A 12427-nucleotide genomic window follows, 5' to 3' on the forward strand; every position below is an offset into this window, starting at 1 on the left:
CTCTTTTGCAGTACTCATAACATAGCCTTAATTTCTGTTTGGGTGACAGCATCTGCAGGATAAGGGATTTTTCCTTGTTGCATACCGTTAACATAATTAACAAAATCAGCCTTGTTATCAAGCAATAAAAAAGCATTCCCTTGTTTTTGTTCACCCATTGTTGTGTTAACTTTTGCGCCGTAGTCATGCCCACAATGTAGCATTACGTCATTATCAATACGTTTGAGTTTTTGCATAGAATGAAACAATTCGTTAATATTACCACCAGGCAATGAACAATGTCCCGCCCCATAAACAAACAAAGTATCACCAGCAATAATATGCCCATCTAACAAATAACAAATACCACCAGCGCTGTGTCCTGGTGTGTTGATAATTTTAGCTGGTGTATTGCCGATAAAAACAGTGTCGTTGTCTTCAACAGTTCCAGGCGGGCTGTTAATTTGCAAATAAGGCACTTCATTAACACCCACTGTTATTTTAGCGCCTGTCGCTTCTACAATTTCATCAACGGCATTGGTGTGGTCAAAGTGCCAATGAGTTAGCCAAATATTAGTGAGCGTGTAACCTTTATCGTGTATCCGCTGAAGAAACAAGGGTGCGTCCCATGCCGGGTCAACAATGGCGCAGGTTTTTGTGCTATGGTCAAAGATAAAGTGAATGGAGTCTTCTAAAGCGCCGATGTGGTAGAGTATTTCTAGTGTGTAAGTTTTTTCTTTAAAAGTTCGCATGTCCATGTCATTATTTTACCAATTATCTCTTGACTAATTCAACTTAGAGATTATAATTTACATTTTTTGCTGATAAGTCAGTAATTTGGTGGTGTTTTGGGGCTATAGCTCAGCTGGGAGAGCACGACACTGGCAGTGTCGGGGTCAGCGGTTCGATCCCGCTTGGCTCCACCACAAGTAAAAGAAAACGTTATGTCGCCTTCGTCTATCGGTTAGGACCCCAGGTTTTCATCCTGGTAAGAGGAGTTCGATTCTCCTAGGCGATGCCATTTTTTTGTCTACTTGAAAAATATTTAGTTTATTTGTCTAAAGTTCTCAATTAAAATACCTTTGTCGCGTTCGTCTAGTCTGGCCCAGGACCCTAGGATTTCATCCTAGTAACAGGAGTTCAAATCTCTTACGCGACGCCATTTTATGTTCATATGAGTGCTAATTATTGTTATGAGTTTGTTAAGTGTTATTATCCCAAATCGACTCATTGGGCAGCGTATTGATGCTGCAATGGCGCAAATGTTGCCTAACTATTCACGTGCTAAAATCACCTACTGGATAAGGTCTGGTGATGCCTTAATTCATCATAAAACTTTCAAACCTAAAGAAAAAGTCTTAGGTGGTGAGGTGGTTGCCTTATCAATAAAAACTGAAAAAACCAACGCGTGGTTGGCAGAAGATATTGCCATTGACGTGGTGTATGAGGATGAGGCAATTATTATTATTAATAAACCAGTAGGCTTAGTCACACATCCTGGTGCAGGTAATTGGACAGGAACGCTTGCCAATGCATTATTACATTATGATTCATCTTTAGCCAATCTTGGCCGAGCTGGCATTGTTCATCGCTTGGATAAAAATACCTCAGGATTAATGGTCGTTGCGCGCAGTGAGTATGCACAAAAATATTTAACCGAGCAACTACAAACCCATAGCATTTCAAGAGAATATTCAGCCATTATCTACGGTCATATGATTTCTGGTGGCACGATTGACGAGCCAATAGGGCGCGACCCTAAAGATAGAATTAGACAAGCCGTGGTTGAAGATGGCAAAGAGGCACTGACTCATTATCGCGTTATTGAGCGCTTTGCGCACCACACCCACGTTAAGGCAATTTTAGAAACAGGGCGCACTCATCAAATTCGAGTACACCTATCATTTATTGGATATCCGCTGATTGCTGATCCGATGTATGGCGGCAAAATTCGTTTTCCCAAAAAAGCAGATGAGCAATTAAAAAATGCACTTAAAAATTTCAATCGTCAGACCCTTCATGCCAAAAAACTCACCCTCATCCACCCAACATCTGGTGAATTAATGTCATTCAAAGCGCCATTAGCGCAAGACATGCAAGATTTATTGCAAGTATTGGCCAAATTTGATGCAAACTAAGCCAAACTTTCCAAGCAGTGGTAAATTACTTTCAACCCCACGATACTTAGAAGGCGGCGTGAGTGTTGGTAATTATGATAATTTTAATCTTGTAACGCACACAAGCGACACTCCTGGTGCTGTTATCCCATAATCGTAAACTATTGGATTACTGATTACGCATTTTGACTTACTCAGTGCGCCAAAACGGCTGAACCAAACGTATTCTAATATTTGCTTAGATGCTCAGTCTAATTGATTGTGAGGCAGACACTGTTATTACTCGTGAAAAAGGCGTGGTTTGCGTGGTGATGGTAGCAGATTACTTGCCAATTTTTGCCGCTAATCAATCCGGGGCCACACAAGTTGGCATTGCTCATGCGGGTTGGCAAGGGATTTTAAATGGCGTAATTGAGTCGTTTATACGCAATTTTATGAACGTGATCTATTAATACATTTTGGTGCAGCGATTTCATCAAAAAACCTTGAAGTAGGTAAGGAAGTATTTGAACAATTTATTACCAAGGATGAAAAATTGAGCGCAGTACTCACCCAAACAGGCAAAAAATATCATCTGGACATCTATCAAGCTGCACGCATTATCCTTAATGATTTAGGTATTAAGACAATCAGTGGCGGTAATCAATGTACCGTTGAGCAGGAAAAAGATTATTTCTCTTATCGCCGAGATGGCGCACCTTATTTGGATAGCGATTTAATAATAATTTTTTAAATATTGGCGAAAAAATATACAACAGTGGAAAGGCCACAACCCAAGCAATAGCAAAACTAGATAACCACTTGTCAATGGTTTACTCAGTCCAGCCAATATTAAGATAAATCACCATAAAAAGACATGATACTGACCATAAACAGTGACATAACAATGCTAAATCTTAAGTGTATTTTCTTTTCCATGGTTATTTTTCCTTGCTATCTTTGAGCTTGCCACTTGCGTAAAAATCCATCTCTTTAGTAAATGGATTAAGGTGGTAATAGTGCCGTGGTTTTTGTTTGCGTTGTTTTTGTTGCACCACACAGCCCACAACTTCAAACTCGCCTTTGAGTTCAATATCATCATGTTGGGTATTTAAGCAGACCAAAAATTTACTTGAACCACGCTCAATATACTGGCGAAAATATAACTCACTATCAAAACGTACAACAGCGTAAGCACGATTATGAATTTGCATGCCAGGGTCAATAATGACAATGCAATTTTCACTAAATTCTGGCGTCATATAGTTGCCTAAATTTTGCAGTGCGAATGGCTCAGAGTTGGTTGAGCAATTTGTTTGAAATAGTTCTTGTGGTGTATCTAAGTCTGACATTTTTTACAATAGAATGTGGATCGTTGGTTTTGTATAATTCTAATTATTTTACCCTTGCAAAGACAGCATGTCTTATTTTCACAACCGTACACAGACAAAATCTGGGTGAAATATCCAGGATTGCCATCAACTTGAGAAAAATCTTGCAAGGTTGTGCCACCTGCCTTAATAGCTTGAGTCAAGATGACTTTAATACACCGAGTTAAAATATTATACCGAGTCTTAGATATACTTCCAGCCTTGCGTTGTGGATTAATACCTGCCATAAACAAACTCTCGCAAGCATAGATATTACCCACACCAACCACGATTTTGCTATCCATAATAAAGGCCTTGATGTTTTGCTGTTTGTTTCGTGATTTTTGATATAAATACCCGTCATTAAATGATGCCTCCAAAGGTTCAACTCCTAATGAATCCAGTAATTTGTGTGAGCCATCTTTTGAAAATAATACTGCACCAAAACGCCTTGGGTCATTCAAGCGCATATTTGTGCCATTATTAAATTGCAATTCAAAATGCTCATGCTTGAGTAGTGGCGTTTCAATATTAACCACCTTAATTGAGCCACTCATACCTAAATGGATAATTAACGTACCTACCTTAAACCTAATCAATAAGTATTTACTACGACGCTCAATTGTATTAATTTTTTGATTAGCCAATGTTGTTATCAAATGTTTAGGCATAGCCCAACGCAAATTTTCTCGATGCAGTATTACTCGATTCACTTTTTGATTAACAATTAAAGGCATAAGTCCACGCTTAGTAGTTTCGACTTCTGGAAGTTCAGGCATATAAAAAGGTTAAAAATTAACACACATCAAGAAAAATACCTTATTATAATAATCAACTTTAACAACGACGGAGGGAAATATGTTTAATCGCATCAATTTGGTTCAGTGCAAAATAGCACTTGGTTTTGTTACTACTGCAATTATGGTTTATTTGGTAGGCATGGACGTTATCATTAATCAGCATTATGCTTTTAGTGTGTGGCTACATGTATTGGCAGGCATTGTTTGGATTGGTTTGCTTTATTACTTTAACTTTGTTCAAGTACCAGGCATGGGTCAAGCGTTAGCCGACACTGATGGCCCTGGCCCAGCAGCCATTGGTAAATATATTGCTCCTCGCGCATTATTGTGGTTTCGCATGGCAGCAGTAACCACTTGGATTTTAGGCTTGGTATTGTTAGCACTGCAATCTCGTGGTATGGACGGTATTATTGGCGCATTTACCCTTGCACAAGGCTATCAAGTGATTGGTATCGGCGCATGGATGGGCACCATCATGGCATTTAATGTTTGGTTTATCATTTGGCCAAATCAGCAAAAGATTTTAGGCATGAAAGAGGCAACTGCAGAAGAAATTGCAACAGCAAAGAAAAATGCAGCATTGGCATCAAGTGTTAATGTTATTTTATCCATTCCGATGTTATTAACCATGCTTGCATGGCACTAAAGTAAGCTGTAATATCCACAAAAAACCGAGGCAAGCCTCAGTTTTATTATAATCTTAAGTCAAAAAGACTAAGGAATCAAATGAATGCACTAACATTATCGCACACACTACAAGAGGCTGGACTTAGCGTTAAACAAGCTGATGCCATTGCTCAAGCCATTGATGAGAAAAATAATGAAATAGTTACCAAAGATTATTTTGACCAAGGACTTAAAGGCATCAAGGAAATGATGTACTTAGCTTTTGCCTTGGTAGGTGCAGGCATCGGTTATCTAGCAACTTTAATTCACACCGTCATTAGTAAACTTTAAATAAAAGAATGATGGTATTATGATTTCTAATCAAGATAGAAGATTGACTCGTATTGAGCTATTAATAACTAGATTATCAGGTGCAGGTGCTTATACATTTAGTTTGTTAAACATGATTCTTGGTAAATTGTAACCTTGGTTTTAACTTGATGTTGTATTTTTAACAAATCGAATTTAAACCCATCTGCAAAGGGATTTAAAGCATTTTAAAACAAACAAAATTCATATTTTTGTAGTATTTTTACATTTTTTGTATCTTTTTTACAAAAAAAACTTGACTATTTAAAACAGATACGTATAATTCATTACATCTTTGTAGTAATACAAAGTAACGCAAGTTAAAAGGTTGGAAATTTCTTTTAGCATAACTTTTAAATTTTTGGAGACAAAAAATGAAAAAACAATTATTAATTGCTGCTGTTGCAGCAACAATGTCAGTAGCTGCGACAGCGGACATTTCAATCACAGGTGATGCTTATATATCTTTTGCTACACAAAAAGCCGGGGCAAATTATAGTATTAACACTAATAAGAATACACAACGTGTTCGTTTAAAATTAGTTGGCTCTACAGGCGATACTAAAGTGGTTGCTGTTATTCGTAATGATAGCACTACCCGTGTTGATAACGATGGTGATAGAGCTTCTGGTAATGGTTCTTTACATACAGATAGCTTATATATAACTACTAAAGCAGGCCCTGTTAGTATTAAAGTTGGTGATTATTGGGACACAATTGGTTTAGGTGCACGCTCTAAAGGTGCAGGTAAGAAAAACGCACTTTCTGTATCAACTAAAGTAGGTGGTTGGACGTTAGGCATGTTTACTTCTAATGCTTCTGCTGCTGATGGGTCTGATTCAACCAATGTAAGCGCTTCTGGTAAAATTGGTCCAGTGTCAGTTGGTTTAGTACACAATCCTAATTCTTTTACAGACCTTACTGCTAAAGCTACATTTGGTGGTATTTCAGTTGCTGTTGAAAGATGGGATGATAAAAGAACAGACATTATTGATAGCGACACAACTTTAATTCATGTTGGCGGTAAATCGGGTAACTTTAAGTGGGATATAGCACAGATTAAAAATGATGTAGCTGCTGCTTTAGGTGCGCGTAACAATGCTTCTACTGGTAAACTTGCACCATTAGGCTCTATGTTAATTGGTACAGCTGCTCGTGGCGGTACAGCAACTGCTGCTGCTGATGTTAGTAACTTTACTAGGATCTTAGGTATTGCAGTTAGTACTAAGTTAGCAGGTAACACAGTTAAAGTTATCTATACTAAAAACACTATGGGGGCTGATGATAAGGTGACAGGTGCGGAGTTGATTGTTAGTCGTCCTTTAAGTGGCGCTACTTTAACAGCTAACGTTGCTAAGCTTTCTGGTGTTGAGGACAGCACTCTACCTTATGGTAATGTTACTAACATGGGTATTAGACTTGATGTTAAATTTTAAACTTAAAGTTGTAAAAGTCTAAGTTGAGTTTTAAAAACCCCTGGTCTTATTTTCAAGGCTGGGGGTTTTTTTGTCTCAATTATAAAAGAGAAGCTCGGTTTCTTGATAACTCCATAATAAAATTCAAGCAATCAGTAGGCAAGGCTTTCTAGTTGATAAAGGCTAAATATAAGGATTATGAAAAATAGAATAACTTTAAAAATAAGTGGTGTAGATGCGCAGAGTTTTTTACAGGGGCAGTTGAGTAATGATATTGTTGTTATTGGAGAGAATGAGTGGCAGTTAAATGCTTATTGTCAGCATCAAGGTAAGGTAATTGCTTTGTTTTGGGTGACTAAATATAAGGATGATTTTTACCTGAATTTTCCTGATAGTTTACAAGACAAGGTACTAAAACGTCTTAATATATTCGTATTAATGGCAAATGTTGAAATAAAACAAGCTGCTTTGAATGTTAATCCACCTATTGATGCGATGAAACATCCCGAAATATATTTAATAACCAGTGAAAAGTTTGTGCCGCAAGAGTTAAATTTAGACATTGATGAGGTTGGGGTTAGTTTTTCAAAGGGCTGTTATCCTGGGCAAGAAGTGGTTGCACGTTTGCATTACTTGGGTAAACCAAAGCGTCGTATGCGGTTATTTGAATGTGAGCAGGTGCTTAAAGTTGGTGATAAATTGATTGCACTGGGTTCAAAATCAGCAAAAGCATCAGGTATTGTGGTGCGTGATGTAAAATCAGTTGATAAATTAAAGTATTTAGCAACGATTGAAGTCAAGTATCAAAATAATGAAATTACATGTAACGATGCTAAATTAACAAGGATTGAAAATGATTAAGTTATTAACACCTTTTTACCCATGAGTGCTTTTGCAACTAACGAGCTAGTTACAACCTTAGACCTAACTAGTCATTGGGTGGGTTATACGGCACTTGTGTTATTTGTGTTGGCTTATATTTTGGTAATGGTGGAAGAATTTACTCATTTTAGAAAATCTAAGCCTGTTATCTTAGTGGCAGGTGTTATTTGGGGGTTAATTGGCTGGGTTTACACTAGTCAAGGTTTGCCACATTCTGCTGAAGTAGCGCTTAGGCATAGTATATTAGAATACTCAGAGCTGTTTTTATTCTTATTAGTAGCGATGACTTATATTGAAGCTATACGTGAAAGGCAAATATTTGAAGTGCTTAAAGTTTGGCTAGTTAATAAAGGCTTAACTTTTAGACAACTTTTTTGGCTGACAGGGTTTTTAGCTTTCTTTATCTCGCCAATTGCTGATAATTTAACCACAGCACTTATTATGGGTGCAGTCGTGTTAGCGGTAGGTGCGGGTAATCCACGTTTTGTATCCATTGCTTTTATTAATATTGTTGTGGCTGCTAATGCAGGTGGTGCGTTTAGCCCATTCGGTGATATTACCACGCTTATGGTATGGCAAAAGGGTATTGTTGAGTTTTCGCAATTTTTTAGTTTGCTAGTGCCATCATTGATTAATTTTATCGTACCAGCTGCTATAATGAATTTTTCTATTAAGAACGAGATAGCCACGGGCAGTCAAAGTAAAGTTGACATTAAATTAGGGGGTATTACTATTGTTATACTCTTTATTACTACCATTATCACTGCAGTTAGTTTTCATAAGTTTTTACATTTACCACCAGCAATGGGCATGATGACGGGTTTGAGTTATCTTATGATTGCTGCTTACTTTATTCGAAAATCTGAGCATAAATTGCAACAAAATGGATTTGACGTGTTTAAAAAAGTAGCAAATGCAGAGTGGGATACTTTGTTATTTTTCTTTGGGGTGATTTTAAGTGTTGGTGGATTAGGCTTTATGGGTTATTTGGCACTCACTTCTGAGGCTATGTATTTATCTTTAGGGGCAACTTATGCTAATATTTTAGTGGGTATGTTGTCTGCCATTGTCGATAATATCCCAGTGATGTTTGCGGTATTAAGCATGAACCCTGATATGTCATTAGGTCAGTGGTTATTAGTAACACTTACAACAGGGGTGGGCGGTAGTTTGCTTTCAGTAGGTTCTGCTGCAGGTGTAGCGTTGATGGGTCAATCAAAAGGGCTTTATACGTTTGTTTCACACCTTAGGTGGACAGGTGTGATTGCACTAGGTTATGCTGCAAGCATTGGTGCGCATTTATTAATGAACGGCGCTTTGTTTGATGTGCCAGTCTAAGTCGTATTTATTGGTTGATATTGGCAATACCGCTATTAAATGGCGTTTGAACGATAAAACCAATTTAATACTTATTAATGAGTTTGATAAAACTCACTTACCAAAAGCAGATGAAATTTTTGTTAGTTGTGTGGGTGATTGCCATGTATTGGACGGGCTTAATAATACGCATTTTATTAAGGCTGAACGTGCATTTAAATTTTTAGAATGTGGCTATCAAATGCCGTCTACATTGGGCTCTGATCGTTGGTTGGCGATGCTAGCCAGTGTTGAGTGTTACCCTAAACAAAATTTGCTAATTATTGATGCAGGTAGTGCACTGACTTTTGACTTGGTACTTGCTAATGGTAAACATCAAGGAGGGCTTATTATGCCTGGTTTGAGTGCATTAAGACATAGCTTTGCTCAATTTTCTAGCAGTGCTCAACAGCTATCTTTAGGCTTAACTGCAAACAATACCCAAGAAGGTTGGCTAGTTGGTACAAGCCAGATGCTGATGAATACTATTAATACACAAATTGAACAGTATTTGAATCATTATAGTGATTTAATTGTTGTACTAACAGGTGGCGATGCTAAGATGGTTGCATTAAAACTTCATCATCAAGTTAAACTTCATCAAAATTTAGTCTTAGAAGGCTTGTCTAGCTATACGCAAACATATAAAGCGCTACATTCAGCCTTGGTATAATCCACTCATTTAATTTTAAATCAAGATATAATGCAAGACAGACGAGTTTTATCAGGCATGCGACCTACGGGTCAGCTTCATTTGGGTCATTATCATGGCGTTTTGAAAAATTGGCTAGCGTTACAAAATGAGTATGATTCTTACTTTTTTGTGGCTGATTGGCACGCATTTACCACACATTATTCAGATAAGATAGATTTAAATACTAACGTCATGGAAATGGTGGTTGATTGGTTAGCTGTCGGTATTAATCCAAACACTTCAACGATTTTTGTACAATCCAAAGTGCCTGAGCATGCAGAGCTGTACTTATTGCTTTCCATGTCAACGCCTTTAAGTTGGCTGGAGCGTGTGCCTTCATATAAGGATCAACAACTTAAGCTAAACACTAAAGATTTAGCAACTTATGGATTTTTGGGTTACCCTTTATTGCAAAGTGCAGACATTTTAATTTATAAAGCAGGACTAGTGCCAGTCGGTGAAGACCAAGTTGCACACATTGAACTGACACGTGAAGTAGCTAGGCGTTTTAATTATCTTTATGGTCGTGAAGTTGATTTTGAAGAAAAGGCTGAAATTGCCATTAGTAAAATGGGTAAAAAACAAGCTAAATCGTATCGCTCGCTACGTAAATCCTACCAAGAAACAGGCGATGATGAGGCTTTAATAAAGGCGCAAGCCTTGTTACAACAACAACAAAATATTACTCTGGGTGACAGAGAACGACTTTCAGGTTATATTGAAGGCGTGGGCAAGATTATCTTGCCTGAACCTGAACCATTGTTAACCAAAGCTTCAAAAATGCCAGGGCTGGATGGTCAAAAAATGAGTAAATCTTATGGTAATACAATTTCTTTGCGAGACACTGCCGAACAAATACAAGCCAAGATTAAGCGAATGCCAACTGACCCTGCTAGAATCAAGTTGACTGATGTAGGTAATCCACAAAAATGCCCAGTATGGCAGCTGCACGAAGTGTATTCAAACAAATCAACTTGTGATTGGGTGGTGGAAGGTTGTACTAAGGCGAAAATAGGTTGTGTAGAATGCAAGCAGCCTATTATTAACGCTATTGAAAAGGAGTTAACCCCTATGCAAGAGCGCATTGCTAAATATCAAGCAGACCCAGAGCTTATTAAGCAAATTATTTTTGAAGGTTCTGAAAAAGCCAGAAGTGTCGCCAAAGAAACCATGATAGAGGTTCGAGAAGCGATGGGCATTAATCATTAATCATTAATGATTAATGATTAATGATATAATTATCTACCTATTGATAGCACACTTAGAAAGGAGAAAATAATGATTTTTTTACAAGAAGGGTCAAATGGACTTGAGTAATCAAATAATTTTTCAAATCATACAAACAGCCACTTTAATAGTGGCTGTTTTCGTTGCGTGGGTTTCAATTAAAAAACAAAGAGAAACCATCAAAAAAGATAAAACTATTTCTTTATTAATGAAAGACTTGGAAGATGATTTTTTAAAGTCTGGCATGAGAATTTTAAGACACATCCATAATAGCGAAGATGATGATGTTGCAATTTATGCAAATTCAACTCATTTGCAAGATAAAGAGGCTATCGCAATTAGGAATTTGCTTAATTATTATGAAAATATCAGTGTTGGTGTTGCTGCTGATATTTATGATATTGAGATGGTTAAAAAATCTCAAAAATCAATGATTATTGCTATTTATAAACAATCTGAACCTTTTATTACGCGTCTTAGAGAGCAAAATAAAAACCCGAATTTGTATATAGAGTTTGAAAAATTTATCGATATCTTGAATGACTGAAAGATTACAAAAACTTATTGCCAGTGCTGGTTATGGCTCTCGTCGTTGGGCAGAGCGTTTAATTGAGCAAGGGCGTATTGAGGTTAATAATAAAACTGCCAGAATTGGTGATAAAGCTGAAATAACGGATTATGTTAAGATTGATGGGCGGAAAATTGATCTAAGTCGCTATCTTGAACAAGAAATAAAAGTGATTATTTTGAACAAGCAAGCAGGTGTTATTTGTTCTAATTTAGATGACAAAGGGCGAAAAAGTGTTTATAGTTTATTGCCTAAAGAGTCGCGCTGGGTTATGGTGGGGCGTCTTGATTTGAATACTTCTGGCTTGTTGCTTTTTACGAATAATGGCGATTTAGCTAATAAACTCATGCATCCCAGTTCACAAATTGATAGAGAATATGCGGTTAGGGTGTTGGGTCAGGTTGAGAATGAGGATTTAAAACAACTTATTCAAGGTGTTGAACTTGATGATGGCTTTGCTAAGTTTAACCAGATAACGTTTGGCGGCGGTCAGGGCGCTAATCGCTGGTATAAGGTTGTACTTAAAGAGGGGAGAAAACGTGAAGTAAGGCGCTTATGGGAGGCATTAGGGTTTAAAGTATCACGTCTTATCCGTATTCGTTTTGGCGAGATTCGTTTGCCTGATAATCTTAAGGCCAATCAATATGATTATTTAAAACCCGGGCAAGTAAAGTCATTGCTTGATGCTGTAGAACGATAACAACCCTATTTTTTTTGTAAAAAACTTGATGTAAGTCAATTACTGGTATCAATTTTATTGATAGAATGTCTTAACTTCAACTTGGTTAAGGTAGGCATAAAATGTTAATGAATGAATTAAACGCAGATCCAGTTTTTTATATGAGTTTATTAATAGTTGGCTTGGCAATTGCCTCGTTTTTATTGTTCTTTTTTATGAAAATTTTTAAAACCAAGCCCTAGTTTTAAACAAACTATTCAAATATTTTTGTGCTTTAAGGTTGTGTAGAATGACCTTATTATTCAATTAAAAAGAATTCACATGCTAATCAATGAATTAAATACAGACGGTGTTTTGGGGGCGCTATGATTTTCACCGTGTTTAGT

15 protein-coding genes, 3 tRNA genes and 1 pseudogene are annotated in these 12427 nt (G+C 37.1%); 15 read left to right on the plus strand and 4 right to left on the minus strand.

The window, feature by feature from the left end; genetic code table 11:
• Positions 1-14: 14 nt before the first annotated feature.
• Entirely contained in the window at positions 15-737 is a 723-nt protein-coding gene (locus CVPH_RS01775) for an MBL fold metallo-hydrolase (RefSeq protein WP_201341816.1), read from the minus strand.
• 92 nt (positions 738-829) lie between these two features.
• Between CVPH_RS01775 and CVPH_RS01780 the strand changes: the two genes are divergently transcribed.
• The 6 genes and pseudogenes from CVPH_RS01780 to CVPH_RS09995 form a co-directional block, all read left to right on the plus strand.
• A tRNA-Ala gene (locus tag CVPH_RS01780) sits at positions 830-905 on the plus strand.
• Positions 906-925: 20 nt separating this feature from the next.
• A tRNA-Glu gene (locus tag CVPH_RS01785) sits at positions 926-1000 on the plus strand.
• A 63-nt stretch (positions 1001-1063) separates the two neighbouring features.
• A tRNA-Glu gene (locus tag CVPH_RS01790) sits at positions 1064-1141 on the plus strand.
• A 31-nt stretch (positions 1142-1172) separates the two neighbouring features.
• On the plus strand, positions 1173-2117 hold the full coding sequence (gene rluD, locus CVPH_RS01795) for a 23S rRNA pseudouridine(1911/1915/1917) synthase RluD (RefSeq protein WP_201342394.1): 945 nt from the start codon (positions 1173-1175) through the stop codon (positions 2115-2117).
• Positions 2107-2250 (plus strand): hypothetical protein, encoded by a 144-nt coding sequence (locus CVPH_RS01800; RefSeq protein ID WP_201341817.1) that lies wholly within the window; start codon positions 2107-2109, stop codon positions 2248-2250. Before rluD ends, CVPH_RS01800 begins: the two co-directional genes overlap by 11 nt.
• Positions 2251-2407: 157 nt before the next feature.
• A pseudogene (locus CVPH_RS09995) lies at positions 2408-2730 on the plus strand (laccase domain-containing protein); the annotation flags it as partial.
• On the opposite strand, the gene CVPH_RS11095 reads toward CVPH_RS09995, so the two are convergent.
• The 3 genes from CVPH_RS11095 to mutM form a co-directional block, all read right to left on the minus strand.
• The gene (locus CVPH_RS11095) at positions 2726-2866 is read right to left on the minus strand and encodes a hypothetical protein (RefSeq protein ID WP_425353124.1); all 141 of its coding nucleotides are present in this window, start codon (positions 2864-2866) and stop codon (positions 2726-2728) included. The pseudogene CVPH_RS09995 and the gene CVPH_RS11095 overlap by 5 nt on opposite strands.
• Before the next feature lie 150 nt (positions 2867-3016).
• Positions 3017-3427, minus strand: coding sequence for a S24 family peptidase (locus tag CVPH_RS01815; RefSeq protein WP_201341819.1), 411 nt, complete (start codon positions 3425-3427; stop codon positions 3017-3019).
• On the minus strand, positions 3415-4224 hold the full coding sequence (mutM, locus tag CVPH_RS01820) for a bifunctional DNA-formamidopyrimidine glycosylase/DNA-(apurinic or apyrimidinic site) lyase (RefSeq protein ID WP_201341820.1): 810 nt from the start codon (positions 4222-4224) through the stop codon (positions 3415-3417). Before mutM ends, CVPH_RS01815 begins: the two co-directional genes overlap by 13 nt.
• Before the next feature lie 79 nt (positions 4225-4303).
• Between mutM and CVPH_RS01825 the strand changes: the two genes are divergently transcribed.
• The 9 genes from CVPH_RS01825 to CVPH_RS01865 all read left to right on the plus strand — a co-directional run bounded on the left by CVPH_RS01825 (position 4304) and on the right by CVPH_RS01865 (position 12062).
• Positions 4304-4891, plus strand: a complete 588-nt coding sequence (locus tag CVPH_RS01825; protein WP_201341821.1) for a urate hydroxylase PuuD — start codon at positions 4304-4306, stop codon at positions 4889-4891.
• An 80-nt stretch (positions 4892-4971) separates the two neighbouring features.
• Positions 4972-5202 carry a hypothetical protein gene (locus CVPH_RS01830; RefSeq protein ID WP_201341822.1) on the plus strand — a complete coding sequence of 77 codons (231 nt, stop codon included), beginning with the start codon at positions 4972-4974 and terminating at the stop codon, positions 5200-5202.
• Positions 5203-5594: 392 nt separating this feature from the next.
• Positions 5595-6656, plus strand: coding sequence for a hypothetical protein (locus tag CVPH_RS01835; RefSeq protein WP_201341823.1), 1062 nt, complete (start codon positions 5595-5597; stop codon positions 6654-6656).
• A 177-nt stretch (positions 6657-6833) separates the two neighbouring features.
• Positions 6834-7496: a CAF17-like 4Fe-4S cluster assembly/insertion protein YgfZ gene (ygfZ, locus tag CVPH_RS01840; protein WP_225879762.1), complete on the plus strand. Its 663-nt coding sequence runs from the start codon at positions 6834-6836 to the stop codon at positions 7494-7496.
• A gap of 21 nt (positions 7497-7517) precedes the next feature.
• On the plus strand, positions 7518-8855 hold the full coding sequence (gene nhaD / locus CVPH_RS01845; protein WP_201341824.1) for a sodium:proton antiporter NhaD: 1338 nt from the start codon (positions 7518-7520) through the stop codon (positions 8853-8855).
• Entirely contained in the window at positions 8842-9546 is a 705-nt protein-coding gene (locus CVPH_RS01850; RefSeq protein WP_201341825.1) for a type III pantothenate kinase, read from the plus strand. Before nhaD ends, CVPH_RS01850 begins: the two co-directional genes overlap by 14 nt.
• 30 nt (positions 9547-9576) lie before the next feature.
• Positions 9577-10776, plus strand: coding sequence for a tryptophan--tRNA ligase (locus tag CVPH_RS01855; RefSeq protein WP_201341826.1), 1200 nt, complete (start codon positions 9577-9579; stop codon positions 10774-10776).
• 148 nt (positions 10777-10924) lie between these two features.
• Positions 10925-11341: a DUF4760 domain-containing protein gene (locus CVPH_RS01860; RefSeq protein ID WP_201341827.1), complete on the plus strand. Its 417-nt coding sequence runs from the start codon at positions 10925-10927 to the stop codon at positions 11339-11341.
• Positions 11334-12062: a pseudouridine synthase gene (locus CVPH_RS01865; RefSeq protein WP_201341828.1), complete on the plus strand. Its 729-nt coding sequence runs from the start codon at positions 11334-11336 to the stop codon at positions 12060-12062. The genes CVPH_RS01860 and CVPH_RS01865 overlap by 8 nt, the downstream gene beginning before the upstream one ends.
• The last annotated feature ends 365 nt before the right edge of the window (positions 12063-12427 follow it).

This window comes from Abyssogena phaseoliformis symbiont OG214 (assembly GCF_016592595.1).
GTDB lineage: Bacteria > Pseudomonadota > Gammaproteobacteria > PS1 > Pseudothioglobaceae > Ruthia.